Here is a 16908-nt window from a genome sequence, read left to right on the forward strand (position 1 = left end):
GGCCCGCCTGGTAGATCCTGAAGGTCAATTCCGGGGCAAGAGGCCGGAATAAAAGCCGGTTGCTTCATGCTGAATCTCCCCTTCCCGACCGGTATCAAAAATATTAGTAATACGAATTGTTTATTTGTATTTATTTTAACTCCGAGGCAGCTGGCATGTCAAATGAAAATTTGCTAATATAAATATAACATTTGTTTTACTAATATTTTGATAAAGGAGAATGGGTTATGGATATCGGTGCCTCCATACGGGCCATCCGCAAGAAAAAGAGCATTACCATTGCCCGGATTTGCGAGGATACGGGATTATCCCAAGGCTTCCTGAGCCAGGTGGAAACAGGCCGGACCTCCCCCTCGATTGCCACATTGGAGAGTATTGCTCGGGCGTTGGGTGTACCGCTGCCTTATCTTCTTCTGCAAAAGGAAGAGCATATGACGATTATCCGCAAAAATGAGAGGAAGATTACGGCCAGCGGCTCTGAACATCTGCGGGTGGAGCATCTGGCGAAGACCCGCCACATGCGGATGATGATGGTGGAGGTTCCGTCCGGAGGTTCAACCGGTCCGGAGGTGCATGCCCATGACGGGGAAGAAATCCATCTGGTGGTGAAAGGGACCATTTGGGCCCGGCAGGGTGAGGATGAAGGGGTGTTTCAAGAGGGAGATTCTTTTTCCTGGAATGCTTGTGTTCCACATACGGTGAAGAATATCGGAGAGGAAACGGCCTTGGTGCTCATCGCCGTCCAGAGGGAATCGGAAGAAGGGGAAGAGTATATATAACTGCCGCGGCAGTTTCCCCTTCCCTCCCGTCTTAATATAAGTCTAACGGACAGCCCCATGGCGAAAGTTATCGAGCCACTGTGCCATCTCTTCGTCGCTGTCTACCTGTAACAGCTTGAAAATTTCATAAGCAAATTCAACAGCGGCTGTTTCATTGGCAGTAATAAACCCACCGTCAACAACAACCTGCGCGGACATATAATTCAACTGGCCGTTATAGCCCGTTTGATTTTGGAAAAGCTCCAGGCTGTCTCCCGTATGCTTTACATGGTCCAGTAAACCGTGTTTACACAAAAAGGTGGTTGCCCCGCATATCGCTGCAACAGGAATATCGGTGTTCTGGACTTTTCTAATGAAATCAGCAATCTCACCGTACTCATGTTCTTCCCAGGAAAGCCCGCCCGGAAGAATAACCATTGCCAGCGCATCAAAATTCTGATACTCACCTATGGAAACATCCACATATGCTTTAACGCCGCCCATGGACTGCTTGGGAGCGTGATCCAGAGCAATAGTCTTGACGGTGTAATCCGTAAAGGAATTCGCAACTGCAATAGCATAGCTTGCTTCCCAATCGCACCAGCGGTCAGTTAAAAGCAACAGAATTTCGTTCTTTATCCTTGTTATAAGCTACTCCCCCATACATGTTTATTCGACCAATCCATTATAGCCTGCCAATAGGCCCGATGGAACGGGAAGAACAGGTACAAAAAAGCTTCCCCCACCATGGGAGAAGCTTCTTTGTTCTATTTAAACCATAACCTTGCACAGATCGTTGGCGAAATCCACCGGATCGGCGACAGGCAGCCCTTCAATAAGAAGCGCCTGATTATACAGCAGCTTGGTGTAAAGCTCGAGCTTTTCCTTGTCCTGGGCCAAAGCACCGTTTAAGGACTTGAAGATATCATGGTTGACGTTGATCTCCAGCACCTTGTCCGCTTTCACGTCCTGGCCGCCGGGCATCGCCTTCAGGGTTTTCTCCATCTCGATGGTAACCTCCCCCTCGGAGGACAAGCATACGGGATGGCTCTTCAACCGTTTGGAGGCACGAACCAGCTTCACCTTGTCGCCAAGAACGTCCTTCATGGCGTCGAACAGATCCTTGTGGCTGCTTTCCTCGGCTTCGTCCTTGGTTTCCGTCTCCTCAATGCCCAGGTCTCCGCCGGACACATTGCGGAATTCCTTTTCCTTATAATTCATTAGCATCTTCACGGCGAATTCGTCGATATCATCGGTGAAGTAGAGGATTTCGTAGCCCTTATCGGCAACCAGCTCGGTTTGCGGCAGCTTCTCGAGACGCTCAACAGACTCGCCGGCAGCGTAGTAGATATACTTTTGCTCCTCCGGCATACGGGACACGTATTCGTCCAGGGTAACCGACTTTTTCTCCTTGGAGGAGTAGAACATCAGGAGATCCTGCAGATCCTCCTTGTTCATGCCGTAGTCGCTGTACACGCCGAACTTCAATTGACGGCCAAAGGCCTTGTAGAAGGTATCGTATTTCTCCCGCTCATCCTTCAGCAGCTTCTGCAGCTGGCTCTTGATGCGGTTTTTGATGTTCTTGGCAATCAGCTTCAGCTGGCGGTCATGCTGCAGCAGCTCACGGGAGATGTTCAGCGACAGATCCGCGGAATCCACCATCCCCTTGACGAAGCCGAAATAATCGGGCAGCAGGTCGCCGCATTTTTCCATAATCAGCACGCCGTTGGAGTACAGCTCCAGCCCCTTCTCATACTCCTTGGTGTAATAATCAAAGGGAGTGCTGCTGGGGATGAACAGGATGGAGTTGTAGTTTACCGCGCCGTCCACACTCAGATGGATATGCTTCAAGGGTGTGTCGAAGCCATAGCGTTTGTCACGGTAGAAACTCTCGTAGTCCTCATCCTTCAGCTCGCTCCGGTTTTTGCGCCAGATGGGAACCATGCTGTTCACCGTCTGCTCCTCGCGGACCTCCTCGAACTCCCCTTCTTCCCCATCCTTGGGCTTGTGGGTGGTAACCTCCATCTTAATGGGGTAACGGATGAAGTCGGAGTATTTCTTAACGATGGCCTTCAGACGGTATTCCTCGAGGAATTCATCGTACTTTTCCTCTTCGGTGTTTTCCTTGATCTTGAGCACGATTTCAGTGCCAGGTGCAGCCTTTTCGGCAGGTTCGATGGTATATCCTTCGGCCCCGGTAGACTGCCAGCGGTGAGCCTCGTCGCTGCCGAAGGCGCGGCTGGTGACGGTAACCACATCCGCTACCATGAAGGCGGAGTAGAAGCCTACGCCGAACTGCCCGATAATGTCGTGACCGTCCTTGGATTCATTTTCGGTTTTGAAGGACAGAGAGCCGCTCTTCGCGATTACACCCAGGTTATTGTCCAGCTCTTCCTTGGTCATGCCGATCCCGGTATCGGTGATGGTCAGCGTGCGGGCAGCCTTGTCCGCTGTAATCTTGATATAGTAATCTTCCCGGTTGAACTCCAGCTTGTCGTCACTAAGCGCCTTGTAATACATTTTGTCAATGGCGTCGCTGGCGTTGGAAATAAGCTCCCGCAGGAAAATTTCCTTTTGTGTGTAAATGGAGTTGATCATCATTTCCAGCAAACGCTTGGACTCAGCCTTAAATTGCTTCTTGGCCATGAATAAATCTCCCTTCCATGCCGGTCATTTGTTCGAAATGTTAGCACTCAGCAATAACGAGTGCTAATCCTTTATTTTTTATACCATAAAGTGGGGTTTCCAGTCAATAAGGAGCCTGCTCGCCTTGTCGTCCATTATCCCCTTTAGTCAGGATGGGCGTGTGAAGGCGGGACGGGGCGACTGCGGAATCCTGCCTGAGGGGAGAGTAGACGACAAAGATGGTGCAGGCACACCGGCAGCCGGAACAGCGGAAGTCCGCTTCCGTTATTCCGACAGAGGCTGCCTTTCACCTCTCAATAGCGGAAGGCAATTTCCGCTATTGCTCGAAACTGAGCGCTGAAGCAGCTACTTTAGAGGAAATAGCGGAATTGTACTTCCGCTAAACGCAACGAACACCCAACTGCTTAGAGAATAGCGGAAATTTGCTTCCGCTATCTGCGGCCCAAGCCGCTATCCGTAGCGCCCCCTGCCACCTGGTCCGCTATCCGTTGCGACAATTCAAACCTCTGCCGCCCTGGCCGCTTACCTGCGCCACAAAACAGCAAAAACCCCCGGTTTCCGGAACCGGGGGTTGGGAATGGAGGCGCGTCTGCGAAGAAGAGGCGCGTTTAGCGGAAGGTCACAAACTCACCTACCGGCTTGCGGTAGCCGCGGGGACGGATATTGTCCTTCACGGACTTGCCGATGGTGATCAGCAGCACCGGCACGTACCGGTCCGGGATATCCAGCACCCGCATCATCTCCTCCTGATTGAAGCCGATCATGGGGCAGGTATCCCAGCCCTTCTCCTTGGCGATGAGCATAAATTGCATGGCGGACAAGGAAGCGTTGCGGATGGCCTCATCCCGCTGGTAGGCGTCATTGTTCTCGTAAGCTCCGGTAATGGTGCCGATCAGCCCGTCATAATCCTGCTGGGACATCACGCCCAGGGTACGCAGGCCGCCATAAATCTCCGGCGCCTTCTCATAGGCCAGCTTATCCCCCAGCACTATAATGGCCGCCGAGGCAGTATGGACTTTATATTGGTTATAAGCCGCCGCACGCACCTTCTCCTTCAGCTCCGGCTCGCTGACCACCACATAATGGGCATGCTGCAGATTATACGCAGAGGGGGCAAGGCGGGTTTGGGCGAAGATTTCCTCCAGCTCGGCAGGGGAGATTTCCACGCCCTCTTCAAAATTCATCGCCGACCGGCGGGCCTGCACAACATCCAGCAGTTCACTCATGTTCATCCAACCTTTCTTTATAGTTATTATCAACTTACATTTTACAAGTAATTTCCGTAAAGTAAGAATACTGCTGTCCCGGGAGATTGTCAACAAGAAAATTCCAGGGTTTTCCGCATGCCCAAAAACCCCTTCCGTCACCGGAAGGGGCTCCTGATCATCACCTATTGCGCCGATTGTTTAAAATGGGCCAAACCTGCTTCATGGGCGGCGACCAGCCGGTCGCACAACGCATCCCATTCCTCATCCAGCTTGAGCAGCTCCGGTTGGCTGCGGTACCAGTCCACTGACTCTTGGATACCGTCCTTAAACCGCTTCACAGCCTTGTACTCAGGTACCAGCGCTTTGATCTTGGCATTGTCGAAGCACACGCTGTTCAGCTTGTCCCCCACCAGTTCACTGTGCAGCTCAGGCAGACAGCCGGTAATAAAATCCGCCGACAGATGCAGCAGATCCGGCTCATACCCCGCCGCTGCGCCCAGATAACGGGTAATTTGGTCCCAGGTCAGCACCTCATCGGAGGTGATCTGATAGGCTTCGCCGATGGCTTCCTTGCGTCCCAAGAGCCCCGCAAAAGCCACGGCAAAATCCGTGTTATGGGTCAGCACCCACAAGGAGGTGCCGTCACCCGGGACAATGATCTTCTTGCCCTGGCGCATCCGTTCCAGAATGCTCCATTGATGCTTCCGGCTGTTGAAGGCCGTAGGAAGCTTATCAATCCCGTAGGTATGAGAGGGACGCACGATGGTCACCGGAAAGCCGTTCTCCGCATGCGCCCGCAGCAAAATGTCCTCGCAGGCAATCTTATTCCGGGAGTAGTCCCAGAACGGGTTGGCCAGGGGCGTTTCCTCCGTGATGAACGGGCTTGCCGGGGGCTTCTCATAAGCCGAGGCGGAGCTGATGAATACATACTGGCCCGTTATACCCGAGAACAGCCGGATATCCGCCTCCACATGCTCCGGCACATAGCTGATCCAGTTGACCACCGCGTCGAAGGTCCGGCCGGACAGCAGCTCCCGGATAGAGGCTTCATCCCGGATATCCCCCTGCAGCAGCTTGGCCCCTTCCGGGACGAATGCCGTGCGGTTGCCGCGGTTCAACAAGTATAACGTATGCCCCTGGGCGATTACACGCTCCGAAACGGCCGAGCTGATCACACCCGTTCCGCCGATAAATAAAATATCCATTGGAGGTTCCTTCCTGTCCCTTTATATTTATCACCAAATGCAGCAAATGCGCGGACAGATATGACTACGGCGCTACTCCCGCCAAGCGGCGGGATGATCCGCAGAGACCATATCCAATTCGGCGGCCTTCAGAGCCGACTCCAGCTGGGCAACGCTTTTGAAGCCGGGGATGCAGGTGCTAACCGCTTCATGCTGCAGGCACCAGGCAATGGCCCATTGGGCCATATCCACACCCTCGGGAACCTCCCGCTCCCGGATGTCCGCTACCTCCTGCAGCCGCTTGTCCGTCGCTTCCCGATCCCGGCTGGAGCGGACGTCATCCTGCCCGAATACGGCACCCGGCTTGTAGTTGCCGCTCAAGAAGCCGCTGGCCAACGGAACCCGGGCCAGAACACCCAGATCATGGCGGAGACAGCTGGCGAAAACCTCTTTTTCCGGAGCGCGGTCAAGACGGTTATATACAACCTGGATGGCTTCCGCCTTCAGACGCGGAGATGCCTCCACCTGCCTTACATTCTCGTTGCTGCCGATGGATATGCCCAAGTGCCGGATTTTGCCCGCCTCCTGCTGCCGGTGGAGCACGTCCCACAGCTCGTCGTTCAGAAGCGCATCATCGCTGCCGGAGTGGAATTGGTATAGATCCACATAATCCGTGCGAAGCGCCTTAAGCGAAGCCTCCAGCTGTTTCACAACACCAGCCGGGCTCCAATCATCCTGCCTTTTGAGATGCCCGTGGAAATGATGCCCGAATTTGGTGGCAATCACCCACTCCGAACGGTTGCCTTGGATGGCTTCCCCGATCAGCGATTCGGAAAGATGGTCACCGTAGCATTCTGCTGTATCAATGAGATTACAGCCCAGCTCCAGCCCTCTTCCGAGAATCTCCTGCACCTCCTTCACTGTAAACTCCTTGCCCCATTCCCCGCCGTACTGCCAGGTGCCGATTCCGATTACGGGCACCTTCAGCCCGGTTTTGCCCAGCCTGCGGTATTTCATCGGTTATCCCTCCTGCCTCATGGGCTCGAATTTGATTCTACAGGCATCATATCATTATCCATTTCGGCTGTTCAACTTAGAGCGGGCGTAGTTCGGAGCCTTGGGTCTGTTTGCAAACACGCCCGCACGAAAAGCAGGAGCATATCCATAACGGACATGCTCCAGCTTCTTAAGCTTTTGGCTGCACAACACCGTCCCAGTGTCCTTGCGGGGTGACCGGCGTCAGCATCCCGGCGATGGCTGCCAGCACGGTGTCGGGGTCCAGTTTGTCCCTTTCGGCCGGCTCCTCGTGCTCACTGATGGACTTCTGGACCATCAGGCCGAACAGGAAGGAGATAATCATAGCCGAGGTCCGGCGCACAGGGACAGTAGGCGGCAGCAATCCCATGGACTGACAGGCCTCAATCCATTCGGCGGTGAAGGTGATCCAGCTTTGCTGGAGATTGACGACAATGCGGGACACATCCGGCTGCTCCTGGCGGCTGAGCAAATAGATGAAGCAGCGGCGCAGGACGATCTGCCGTTGGTTGCCCGGCTCCAGCAGGCCCCTGACAATCACCGTCAGCGGCCCCAGCCTTCCCGGGGCCAGAGACCCGCCCGTTCCACCGGACGGATGGCCTGGGGGTTGACCCTGCGCCTGCCCGAATCCATGGGGATGTCCTCCGTCCCCTGCCCCAGAAGGCGTTTGGCCCGCTCCTGCCCCCTGCCTCTGGTGGCCGGCCGCTTTATTGCGGTACTCCTCCACCTTCTTGATCATGTGCTCCTCCAGAATAAGCCCGAACAGCTCATCCTTGCTCTGCACATAGTGATAGATGGCGCCTTTGGACATGCCTGAGCGCTTAATAATCTCCTGAAGCGTCGTATTCTGGCAGCCGATCTCAGCGGCAAGCCGTTCGGTGGTTTCCAGCACAGCTTTTAGAGTAAGAGAGGTACGGTCCATTCATAGCTTCATTCCTTTTGGCTTTTTTCTTTGGAATAATAACTGTACGGGAAGATATTACCGCGGATGGACACCTTGCGAAGCTCCTTGGCGAAGAAAAGTTTAACCACCTCGTACCGTTCTTCCGTATCCTCATCCTCCAGCATCTCCATACAGCATTCCTGGAGAGAGCCGTAGAAATATTGATCCCCGTCATATTGCAGCATCAGCCGGCCGCCGTTGGAATTGAACAAGGCCATCAGACTGGGAATGTCGTTCCTTTCCTCTTCAAAAAGCACATTTCCGCCATCAAAGTCACAAAACAACACACGCATTGTTATCTCTCCTCATCTTTTATGTAAGATTATCTCGCAAATATCATAGCAAACCGACTGGCGGTTTATAAAGTGTCTATTTTTTGAATTGTGGGATTTGCGCGACAATAACTACAACAAAAAGAACCCCGCCATACGGCAGGGTCCGGAAAATGCTTTATTCTTGTTTGGGGGACCGTTTCTTCTTGCCCTTCGCCAGATTTTCCTCCACACGGAAGGCGGTAATCCGGCGCACCAGCTCCAGAGGCAGAGGGTCCTTAAAGGGAAACTGGACGGAGCCCTTCGCTCCCTTATATGCAGCCAGTTCCTCCTGGAAGGCCTCGATTCCGCTGGGGGCAGGGTAAAACCCGATATGATTCTTAAAAGCGGCAAAATGGACCAGGTTCCCGTTCAGATAAAAGGTCGGCATCTGGTAGCTGATGATTTCCTCCGCCTCCGGAGCCGCCTCCCGGATGGTCCGGCGCATGGACTCCAGCTTGTCCCGGATTTCCTGCGGGAAGTCCGCTATATAAGCATCAATGGAAGCATATCCGCTCTGGGAATCTGACATAACAACGCCCCTAACTTATTGTTCCCGGCGGGTAGAAATCCCCGACCATTGGGCTTCCAACCAAACGTCGAACTCGTCGCCTTTGTCACCTTCGAACGCATCATACAGATCCAGCCGCATTTTGCGCAGCTTCTCCTTAAACTCTTCGTAGGTGTGCCCTTCGGGAAGGCTCTTCTTGATACGGATCAGGGCCTTGCCTGCACCCTTAATCACCTCGCCCTTGCGCCGCGGCGGCAGCTGTACATGCTCTCCCAGCTGCTTCAGGGAGCGGTAAGCCGCCTCCTGAACCGCATACACCGGGTCATTCTCCAAGCGGTGCTTCAAAATATCGACAACCTGCTCATGCTTCAGCTGTCCCAGTTCCTTGACCGCGTCCAAACGGTCCTTCCAGCTGGATGTGCGGCTTGCAGCAGCCTTCAGCTCTTCGTAGCCGGCAGGCAGGGGTTCCTTTTTAGTGTTTTTTGCCAATTGATCGCATCCTGTTCCATTAAGAAATAGTTTTGGTACAAGCCATTATACCACATTCTTCCCTGCCCTGCCCATCTGCCGTCGAATTGTATGGCAAAAGCCCGGGCGCCCCATCATAATATAGTGAGAGGAGGGAAAACCATGCAGAAGAAACATACCGCCAATGCCATCACCCTGTCCAGAATCGCCCTGCTACCTTTTCTTCCCCTGGCTTCCGGGAATGTGATGCTATTCTGCATCCTGTATCTGTTGTGCGGAGCAACGGATATGGCAGACGGGTGGATCGCCCGCAAAACCGGCAGCCACAGCCCGTTGGGCGCCCGGCTGGACAGCATTGCGGATCTGTGTATGTTCGGCGCTGTTTTTGTCTGGTGCTGGCTCCGGATGGGTCCGGATGTCCGGCCGTTCCTGCCTTGGGTCATCCTCACCATCGCAGTCCGGGGGCTGAATCTCGCCGTAGCCGCGTGGAAATACCGCACCTTCGCCATCCTGCATACCTGGGGAAACAAGCTGACAGGAGCGCTTCTGTTTATCGCCCCCTTCATCATCGCCTCCGGCTATTACGCCTTTTTGTGGCCCGCCTGTATTCTCTCCGTCCTCTCTGCTTGTGAGGAACTGCTGCTCCATCTGTCCTCTCCGCGTCTGGATCTGAATAAACGGGGGTTCCTTTTCAAGGACCCGTCAAGGACGTAGCTAGGACTTACCCTTTTCCTTCAGCCGGAAAGGGTTGTTCACCGTAAGCACCAGATCCTCCCCCCTCCTAGAGGTCCCAATAATCACCTCATCCTGCCACCTCTGATAGAAATAAATCGGGATGGCGGTTCCGAACATGATCAGAAACGCACCCCAATAATTCAGCTGGTGGAAGCTGTAGAGCCAACCGTCAAGAAACCACGGATTCAGCACAAAGGTGAACCCCGCGTCGACAACCAGATTCACCAGGAAAAACAGCCACCACCTGTGATAGGTCAGCCGAAAAATCCAGAGGGTTCCAATAAAAAAAGGACCGAACAAAATCGGCAGAAGTGTAATGTTTCCCCATGCAAAAAGGTATTGGTCAATGGTCCACCAATTGTAATGGTAAGCGGCCTCCGAAACTAAGGGCATCGCCAGCATAGCCAGAAGGGTAGCCGGCATAAACCGCTTAATATCCTGTCTCTTCATGAAAAAAAGCGAAAACCATGGAGCAATCATGCCCACCCAGAGCAACATTTTCGTCATCATAGGGCTCCCTTTTATCCGGATATAGGATCAGGATGCCCCTTCCAATTCATTCCATACACGAAACTTCGTCATAACCGCATGATCTTCGGCAGCGCTTTCCTGTCAGGTTATTCCGGGAAACAGCTGTTGCTGTCGCTTACCGGGGCCTCCAGCTTTTTTGTCAGTATTTCCCGGGTAATGACAAGTTGGAGGCCTTGGTCAACCGGAGATTCCATCCATTCGTCAAATCCTGCCCTCAGCTTCCACTCTGACCAAAATTTCGTTGACGGTTTCCTCCGGCGTTTGCTCAGAATTATCCAGCCATAATCCGATTTTTGGCGTTTCTTCATGGAACAGACGGTAGAAGCCCTCCACTGAAAACGAGCCATACCCGGTTTTACCCCGCCCCGTTTCTCTTCTAGCGACAATTTCCGGCCGGGGGCAAAGCGCCACCACATAAAGCGGGCGATGGCGGATCATGTCCACAAACTCCCCCAGGGCTCGTCCGATGTAATTGTCCTGTACCACCACTTGAAACCCCGCCTCACAATAAGCCTCCGCCGTGTCTGCCGCCAGCCGGTAGCGGAGCCGAAGCTGCCTCATCGCCTCCTCCGAAGGTTCGGGGGACATCTCCTCTCTTCCCGACACCACCATTCTCCGGAATACATCCCCGCGCACATGGACACCCCGGTCAAAACGCTCCGCCAATAACTGTGACACCGTGGATTTGCCGGCTGCCATAACCCCGGTCACTACTATGATTCCTGCTTGCTCCAGCATGCTCTTTTCCTCCTCAAGAAATAATTTACCCTATATATCTTTCACAAAGTAAATAACCCGTTCCGTTTCCCGGAAGCCGCTGTTGTGATGGAAGGCTTGGCTTAGGGTATTGTCCTGCAGGCAGTCTGAGGCAAGCTGGGCCAGCCCCTTGTCTCTTGCGAATTGCTCGGCCCTGGCGATCAGCTGCCGGGCCACTCCCCGGCGTCTCCATTCCGGAAGCACATAGATGGCCTCCAGGAAAGCGACCGGGGAGCTATCCGTGCCATTCACATAGTCCTGCCGTACAGAAATATTCATAAAACCCACGGCTTGTCCATCCTGCATACACAGAAATCCGGTTTCTTTGCCCGTTGCCAAAAAATCCGCATACTCCGTCTCCAGCTCCCCGGCGGAATGTCCCGCAAACAAACGGGAGGCAAGCCCCACCCATAATCCCAGGTTCGATAAATCTGCCTGCACAATCTCCATCTCCATCTTCCTTTCTTCATATATAAATGAAAACCGTCTGTGCTGCGGTTGCCCGCTGCCCGGAAACGATGCAATTCTATTCAAATATACCACTTTATACCGATAGCATATTCTTATGGACAGATAAAAGAATAAATAAAAACTTTCTCTACCACCTGCCGTATAATCTTAGGTATAATCGACAGGTGCTTTTAAAAACAAAGAAATCTGGTGATGACATGTTTCAAATCAAGTGGTTGTGGCAGAATCTGAAAGGGGACCGGGCACGGTATGTAATAGCCCTCTGCCTGTCCGTGCTGACAGCCTCGCTCACTGTAGTAAACCCTTACATCGGCCAGCAGATTGTGGACACCTTCATCTCGGGAAGCAGTGCACTGGAAAATCTCAGCACCCAGAAAACGCTTCTCATTACCCTGTGTTTGTCCATGATCGGATTTTCTCTTCTGCGGACGGGTCTTGCTTATCTGACCTACATGCAGTACGAGCGTTCCTCCCAGAACATGATGTACCGGGTGCGTATCTTCCTGTATAACAAAATCCAGGGCCAGGATATGCATTACTACGACCACAACCGGACCGGGGACCTGATGACCAAGATGACAGGCGATCTGGAAATGGTACGCCACTCCATGGCGTGGATTGTCAAGATGATCATTGAATCGCTGGTGGTGTTTGCTGCGGCGCTGATTTACTTCTTCAGCATCGACGTGCAGCTGACCCTGTGGCTCCTGATTTTGTCCCCTGCGATTTTTATGACGGCCTTCCTGTTTGCCAAACGGGTCCGCCCCATGTACGTGGACCTGCGCGAGAAGCTCTCCCAGCTGAATACCACCACCCAGGAGAACATCGCCGGCAACCGGGTTGTGAAAGCCTTCGCCCGGGAGGAATACGAGGTAGAGAAATTCACCGAGAAGAACGTGAACTTTTCCAAGGCCAATAAAGCGGCCGCCATGGTCTGGCTGGATTATTTCCCGTTTCTGGAAACCTTCGCCCAGGGCTTCAGCGTCATTCTGATGCTGGCCGGCGGGATTTTCGTCATGAACGACCGGATTACCTTCGGTGAATTCGCCGCCTTCTCGTCGCTATTGTGGGGATTGTCCAACCCGATGCGGAACATCGGCATCATCATTAACGATATTCAGCGTTTTATTGCCAGCTTGAATAAGATTGTCGACGTCTTCTATGCCAACCCGCGGATTGCAAACGGACACAATGCCTTGGTAAAGCGCCGGTACCAAGGGCGTATCGAGTTCGATCATGTCACTTTTAAATATGATAACGTCACCGTTCTGGACGATATTAACCTGAAGGTGAGCCCCGGGGAAACCGTGGCCATTATGGGCTCGACCGGCTCGGGCAAAACCTCCCTGATCAACCTGATCCCGCGTTTTTACGATGTATCCAAAGGACGGGTGCTGGTGGACGGTGTGGATGTGCGCAAGCTGGAGCTTGACGAGCTTCGCTGGAATGTGGGGATCGCCACCCAGGATGTGCTGCTGTTCTCCGACACCATCGACGGCAACATCGCCTACGGCAACCCCGAGCTTCCCGAAGCCGACGTGGTGAAGATGGCCGAGCTGGCGGCAGCCCATGATTTTATCAGCAAAATGCCGGAGGGCTACGACACCATCGTAGGCGAACGTGGCGTCGGTTTGTCAGGCGGGCAGAAGCAGCGGATTGCCCTGGCCCGTGCCTTGGCGGTGCAGCCGCCGATCCTCATCCTCGACGATACCACCTCCGCCGTGGACCTGGAGACAGAGGAGCATATCCAGAAGAGTTTGCGGGAGCTGGAGTTCTCCTGCACCAAGATTATCATCGCCCAGCGGGTATCCACCACCGCCAACGCTGACCGGATCTTCATTCTGGACAACGGCAAGGTTATCGAGGAAGGCACCCACGCGGAGCTTCTGGCCAAACGCGGATATTATTATGAAGTCTTTATGCTGCAGAACGAGGGTATCGGAAGGCAGGTGAACGCCAATGGCAAGGAATAAGTTCGATATTGACGAAAACCTGGAATCGCCGTTTGACATCAATCACTTCAAGCGGGCCATGATTTATATCCGGAAGCAAAAAAGCCCCATGATTCTGGCCTTCACCCTAAGCGCGCTGTCTGCAGCCGTTGGCCTCTCCGCCCCGCTGATCATGCAGCATATCGTCGACGTGGTCATTCCCGATAAAGCAGTGGGCGCCCTGGTGGGCTGGTCGGCTCTGATCCTGTTCACCATCGTAGCCAGCGTCATTATGGCGACATACCGTTCCCGGATTATGACCCGGGTGGGCCAGGACATTATCTTCGATATCCGCACGGATCTGTTCAAGCATCTCCAGGAGCTGCCGTTCCAGTATTATGATGACCGGCCCCAGGGCAAAATCCTGATCCGGGTCGTCAACTACGTCAACTCCGTATCGGATGTGCTGTCCAACGGGATAATCAACTTTGTGCTCGAAATCGTCAACCTGCTGTTTATCGCCATCTTCATGTTTATGGTCAATGCCAAGCTATCCCTCCTGATTCTGGCGGGACTTCCGGTATTCCTGGCCCTGATGATCCTGATCAAGAACGGCCAACGCCGGGCCTGGCAGGCGGTTTCCAACAAAAGCTCCAACGTAAACGCCTACCTTCAGGAAAGCATCAGCGGTATCCGTGTCACCCAGATTTTCACCCGGGAGCAATACAATGAGGGCACCTTCACCCGGCTGGCGGGCAACTTCCGCAAGGCATGGATGCATGCCCAATTGTACAACGGCTTCATTCCGTTTGCCGTAGATAATCTGGCCACCATCGTATCCACCTCTATCTACCTGGTGGGACTGCTGATTCTGGGGCCGGAGGAGGTCACCTTCGGGGTCATCATCGCTATGACCAGCTATGCCGCCCGCTTCTGGCAGCCGATTCTGAACCTGTCGAACCTGTACAACTCCTTCATCAACGCTGTGGCTTATCTGGAGCGTATCTTCGAAACACTGGATGAACCGGTGACAGTAAGCGACATTCCCGACGCACTGGAGCTGCCGCCCATCAAGGGTGATGTGGCCTTCGATGATGTGACCTTCGCTTATGAGCCGGGCCGCAATATTCTGGAGCATCTGTCCTTCAAGGTAAAAGCCGGGGAAAGCATCGCTCTGGTAGGTCCTACCGGCGCAGGCAAAACCACCGTGGTGAACCTGATTTCCCGGTTCTACAACATCACCGGCGGACGGATTCTCGTGGACGGCTATGACATCAACCAGGTGACCCTGAAATCCCTGCGCAGCCAAATGGGCATTATGCTCCAGGACAGCTTCATCTTCTCCGGCACCATTCTGGACAATATCCGTTACGGCAGGCTGGATGCTACCGAGGAAGAAGTGATCGCCGCAGCCAAGGCTGTCCGTGCCCATGATTTTATCCAGGAGTTCGAAATGGGTTATAAAACCGAGGTAAACGAACGCGGCTCCAAGCTGTCCCAAGGCCAGCGCCAGCTGATCTCCTTTGCCCGGACCCTCTTGGCGAATCCGCGCATTCTGATCCTGGACGAAGCCACCTCCTCCATCGACGCCAAAACCGAGCGCCTGCTGCAGGAAGGGCTGAACGAGCTGTTGAAGGGCAGAACCTCCTTCATCATCGCCCACCGGCTGTCCACAGTAAAGAACTGCGACAGAATCATGTATGTGGCGGACAAGGGTGTGGCGGAGGCAGGCTCCCACGACGAGCTCATCGCCCGCCGTGGCCTGTATTACCGGCTGTATTCCGCGCAGAAAATGGAAGCATAAGCGCCTTGTAAGCGCCAAAAAACCCCCGGCCCTCTTGTGGAGGGCTCCGGGGGTTTTTATGTTGTCCTGCAGGCTGCAGCCGGCAGATTTAATTTGGTGCTGCGCTCTTCCAAGCCGGCAGCTTGGCCATGGTGCGTGCCGCAATGCCACGGGCGGCTTGTCCGTCCAGTCCTTGGGTCCGTACGAGAAAACCGGTCATCCCTTCCAGCCTTTCGTCATAAGACTGCATGGTTCCATCCGGCCTGGCGCAGAATCGGCAATAGTCCTTGCTTTCATCCCCGCCGGGATAATCTGTGGCTTGTGTCATGGGCATGCCGCAGGCAATGCATATGTTCATGCTTCTTCCTCCCTGGTTATAAGCAGCTCCGCTCCGTCTTCAGCCAGGCAGCTGAACCGAGTCGTACGCCTCCAATGCCAGCCCCAGGCACTGGGTAATCCCCGTTACACCGCTGACGGTCAGAGTCATCACGATGGTGTCCCGGATCTCCTCCCGGGTTGCTCCCGCCCGTTTAGCCATGGGCACATGTGCCGCCACCGCTCCCGCTTCCCCCCGCGAGGCCTTAATGCCGATGTAGATCAGCTGCCGCACCTTATCGTCCAAGGACGTGTGGGACAGGGTGCCGATCAGCTGGTCGAAGGCCTTGGCCGCATCCGGCGCCTCCTCCCGGAATAGTTGGAACGCATTTTTACTGGACATGATTACCGCTTCCCCTCGAATGGATTCACTCCCAAATCCTTCAAACCCTCTACTCCCAGCTCTGTCAGACAATAATGCTTGGGATTCTCCTCATCCCGTTGAAACCAGCCCAGCTCCAAAAGCCGTTCGAACAGCCGGTTGCCCAACGTCCCTCCCAGATGCTCGTAGCATAGCTTGGCCTTCAGGGGAATAGGGTCAGTTTGCGTTCTCCGCAACGCCATGGCAGATCAGCTCCTTCTTATGGATAAGCTTCAAATAATGCTCCGTCAGGGTCTGTCCATGGCGGCGGAGAACCCCTCCCTCCGGAGCGAATAAATCCCCGTTGCCCAGATAATAATGGACCAGCCCCATCCACGTGTTAAACAGCAGGCTCAAGGGGAGCTCCGCCTCTCCTTCCACACCGCCCGTTTCCGCTCGGTCCCGCTCCAGCACTTGGCTGAAGTGGAAGGAAACGGCTGACTGAAGCCCGGTCCAGGCATCCCTGGCCTCCTGCGGAAGCAGCCGGTTCTCGATGACCAGCCGGGTATAGAAGGGTTCATGCCTGCTTATGCCGGCAATATGGACGTCAAGAAACTCCCGGAGCGTCCGGCAGGAAACCGCCGACAGGTGGGTGTCTTGGGCAATTTCACCGCAATAGGCTTCCAGCACCTCTGCAACCAGCCGCTCCTGAGTGGGAAAATGGAGGAACACCGTACCGTGGGAAACACCCGCCGCCTTGGCAATATCGGCCATTCGGGAGGCTTGAATACCCTGGGAGGAGAAAACGTCATAGGCGGCCTGCAGCAGCGCCGTTCGGGTCTCTTCCTTCTGCAATTGGCGCGTTGTTTTCTTCATCGCTGACTCCTTAATCACTGACTGTAAAGTCATTATATTCCCAAAAGAAAATCCTGTCTACAGGGAAGACAGGATGACTTGCTCC

At 54.1% G+C, this 16908-nt stretch carries 20 protein-coding genes; 4 read left to right on the forward strand and 16 right to left on the reverse strand.

Going from position 1 to position 16908, the window contains the following annotated elements; all coding sequences use genetic code 11:
* Positions 1-227 precede the first annotated feature (227 nt).
* Positions 228-779 carry a helix-turn-helix domain-containing protein gene (locus ACI1P1_RS04230; protein WP_416215112.1) on the forward strand — a complete coding sequence of 184 codons (552 nt, stop codon included), beginning with the start codon at positions 228-230 and terminating at the stop codon, positions 777-779.
* Positions 780-821: 42 nt separating this feature from the next.
* Here ACI1P1_RS04230 and ACI1P1_RS04235 read toward each other — a convergent pair whose 3' ends face one another.
* From ACI1P1_RS04235 to ACI1P1_RS04275, 9 genes are all read right to left on the reverse strand, one after another.
* Positions 822-1379: a type 1 glutamine amidotransferase family protein gene (locus ACI1P1_RS04235; protein ID WP_416215113.1), complete on the reverse strand. Its 558-nt coding sequence runs from the start codon at positions 1377-1379 to the stop codon at positions 822-824.
* Positions 1380-1529: 150 nt separating this feature from the next.
* Entirely contained in the window at positions 1530-3404 is a 1875-nt protein-coding gene (htpG, locus tag ACI1P1_RS04240) for a molecular chaperone HtpG (RefSeq protein WP_416215114.1), read from the reverse strand.
* Positions 3405-4012: 608 nt separating this feature from the next.
* The gene (locus ACI1P1_RS04245) at positions 4013-4630 is read right to left on the reverse strand and encodes a nitroreductase family protein (RefSeq protein ID WP_416215115.1); all 618 of its coding nucleotides are present in this window, start codon (positions 4628-4630) and stop codon (positions 4013-4015) included.
* Between the two features lie 164 nt (positions 4631-4794).
* Positions 4795-5817 carry an SDR family oxidoreductase gene (locus ACI1P1_RS04250; RefSeq protein WP_416215116.1) on the reverse strand — a complete coding sequence of 341 codons (1023 nt, stop codon included), beginning with the start codon at positions 5815-5817 and terminating at the stop codon, positions 4795-4797.
* Between the two features lie 72 nt (positions 5818-5889).
* On the reverse strand, positions 5890-6813 hold the full coding sequence (locus tag ACI1P1_RS04255) for an aldo/keto reductase (RefSeq protein ID WP_416215117.1): 924 nt from the start codon (positions 6811-6813) through the stop codon (positions 5890-5892).
* 169 nt (positions 6814-6982) lie between these two features.
* Positions 6983-7753 carry a TetR/AcrR family transcriptional regulator gene (locus ACI1P1_RS04260; RefSeq protein ID WP_416215118.1) on the reverse strand — a complete coding sequence of 257 codons (771 nt, stop codon included), beginning with the start codon at positions 7751-7753 and terminating at the stop codon, positions 6983-6985.
* Between the two features lie 8 nt (positions 7754-7761).
* Positions 7762-8067 carry a hypothetical protein gene (locus tag ACI1P1_RS04265; protein ID WP_416215119.1) on the reverse strand — a complete coding sequence of 102 codons (306 nt, stop codon included), beginning with the start codon at positions 8065-8067 and terminating at the stop codon, positions 7762-7764.
* A 157-nt stretch (positions 8068-8224) separates the two neighbouring features.
* Positions 8225-8617 carry an iron chaperone gene (locus ACI1P1_RS04270; RefSeq protein ID WP_416215120.1) on the reverse strand — a complete coding sequence of 131 codons (393 nt, stop codon included), beginning with the start codon at positions 8615-8617 and terminating at the stop codon, positions 8225-8227.
* 15 nt (positions 8618-8632) lie between these two features.
* On the reverse strand, positions 8633-9085 hold the full coding sequence (locus ACI1P1_RS04275; protein WP_416215121.1) for a HEAT repeat domain-containing protein: 453 nt from the start codon (positions 9083-9085) through the stop codon (positions 8633-8635).
* A 141-nt stretch (positions 9086-9226) separates the two neighbouring features.
* Here ACI1P1_RS04275 and ACI1P1_RS04280 point away from each other — a divergent pair, with 141 nt between their 5' ends.
* The gene (locus ACI1P1_RS04280; protein WP_416215122.1) at positions 9227-9778 is read left to right on the forward strand and encodes a CDP-alcohol phosphatidyltransferase family protein; all 552 of its coding nucleotides are present in this window, start codon (positions 9227-9229) and stop codon (positions 9776-9778) included.
* On the opposite strand, the gene ACI1P1_RS04285 is transcribed toward ACI1P1_RS04280, so the two are convergent.
* The 3 genes from ACI1P1_RS04285 to aac(6') form a co-directional block, all read right to left on the reverse strand.
* Positions 9779-10309 (reverse strand): hypothetical protein, encoded by a 531-nt coding sequence (locus tag ACI1P1_RS04285; protein WP_416215123.1) that lies wholly within the window; start codon positions 10307-10309, stop codon positions 9779-9781. It lies immediately after the preceding gene.
* A gap of 222 nt (positions 10310-10531) precedes the next feature.
* A complete protein-coding gene (locus ACI1P1_RS04290) occupies positions 10532-11068 on the reverse strand; it encodes an AAA family ATPase (RefSeq protein WP_416215124.1) in 537 nt (178 codons plus the stop codon).
* 30 nt (positions 11069-11098) lie between these two features.
* A complete protein-coding gene (gene aac(6') / locus ACI1P1_RS04295; protein WP_416215125.1) occupies positions 11099-11536 on the reverse strand; it encodes an aminoglycoside 6'-N-acetyltransferase in 438 nt (145 codons plus the stop codon).
* Positions 11537-11754: 218 nt separating this feature from the next.
* Between aac(6') and ACI1P1_RS04300 the strand changes: the two genes are divergently transcribed.
* A complete protein-coding gene (locus tag ACI1P1_RS04300) occupies positions 11755-13530 on the forward strand; it encodes an ABC transporter ATP-binding protein (protein ID WP_416215126.1) in 1776 nt (591 codons plus the stop codon).
* Positions 13517-15292, forward strand: a complete 1776-nt coding sequence (locus tag ACI1P1_RS04305) for an ABC transporter ATP-binding protein (RefSeq protein ID WP_416215127.1) — start codon at positions 13517-13519, stop codon at positions 15290-15292. The genes ACI1P1_RS04300 and ACI1P1_RS04305 overlap by 14 nt, the downstream gene beginning before the upstream one ends.
* A gap of 88 nt (positions 15293-15380) precedes the next feature.
* On the opposite strand, the gene ACI1P1_RS04310 is transcribed toward ACI1P1_RS04305, so the two are convergent.
* From ACI1P1_RS04310 to ACI1P1_RS04325, 4 genes are read right to left on the reverse strand one after another with little or no spacing between them, the layout of a single operon-like run.
* A complete protein-coding gene (locus ACI1P1_RS04310) occupies positions 15381-15629 on the reverse strand; it encodes a zinc ribbon domain-containing protein (protein WP_416215128.1) in 249 nt (82 codons plus the stop codon).
* Between the two features lie 39 nt (positions 15630-15668).
* The gene (locus ACI1P1_RS04315; protein ID WP_416215129.1) at positions 15669-15989 is read right to left on the reverse strand and encodes a carboxymuconolactone decarboxylase family protein; all 321 of its coding nucleotides are present in this window, start codon (positions 15987-15989) and stop codon (positions 15669-15671) included.
* A gap of 2 nt (positions 15990-15991) precedes the next feature.
* Positions 15992-16210: a hypothetical protein gene (locus tag ACI1P1_RS04320; protein WP_416215130.1), complete on the reverse strand. Its 219-nt coding sequence runs from the start codon at positions 16208-16210 to the stop codon at positions 15992-15994.
* The gene (locus tag ACI1P1_RS04325; RefSeq protein ID WP_416215131.1) at positions 16185-16823 is read right to left on the reverse strand and encodes a TetR/AcrR family transcriptional regulator; all 639 of its coding nucleotides are present in this window, start codon (positions 16821-16823) and stop codon (positions 16185-16187) included. Before ACI1P1_RS04325 ends, ACI1P1_RS04320 begins: the two co-directional genes overlap by 26 nt.
* Positions 16824-16908: the final 85 nt, after the last annotated feature.

Source organism: Paenibacillus mesotrionivorans (assembly GCF_046098205.1).
In the GTDB taxonomy this organism is placed as follows: domain Bacteria; phylum Bacillota; class Bacilli; order Paenibacillales; family NBRC-103111; genus Paenibacillus_AR; species Paenibacillus_AR mesotrionivorans.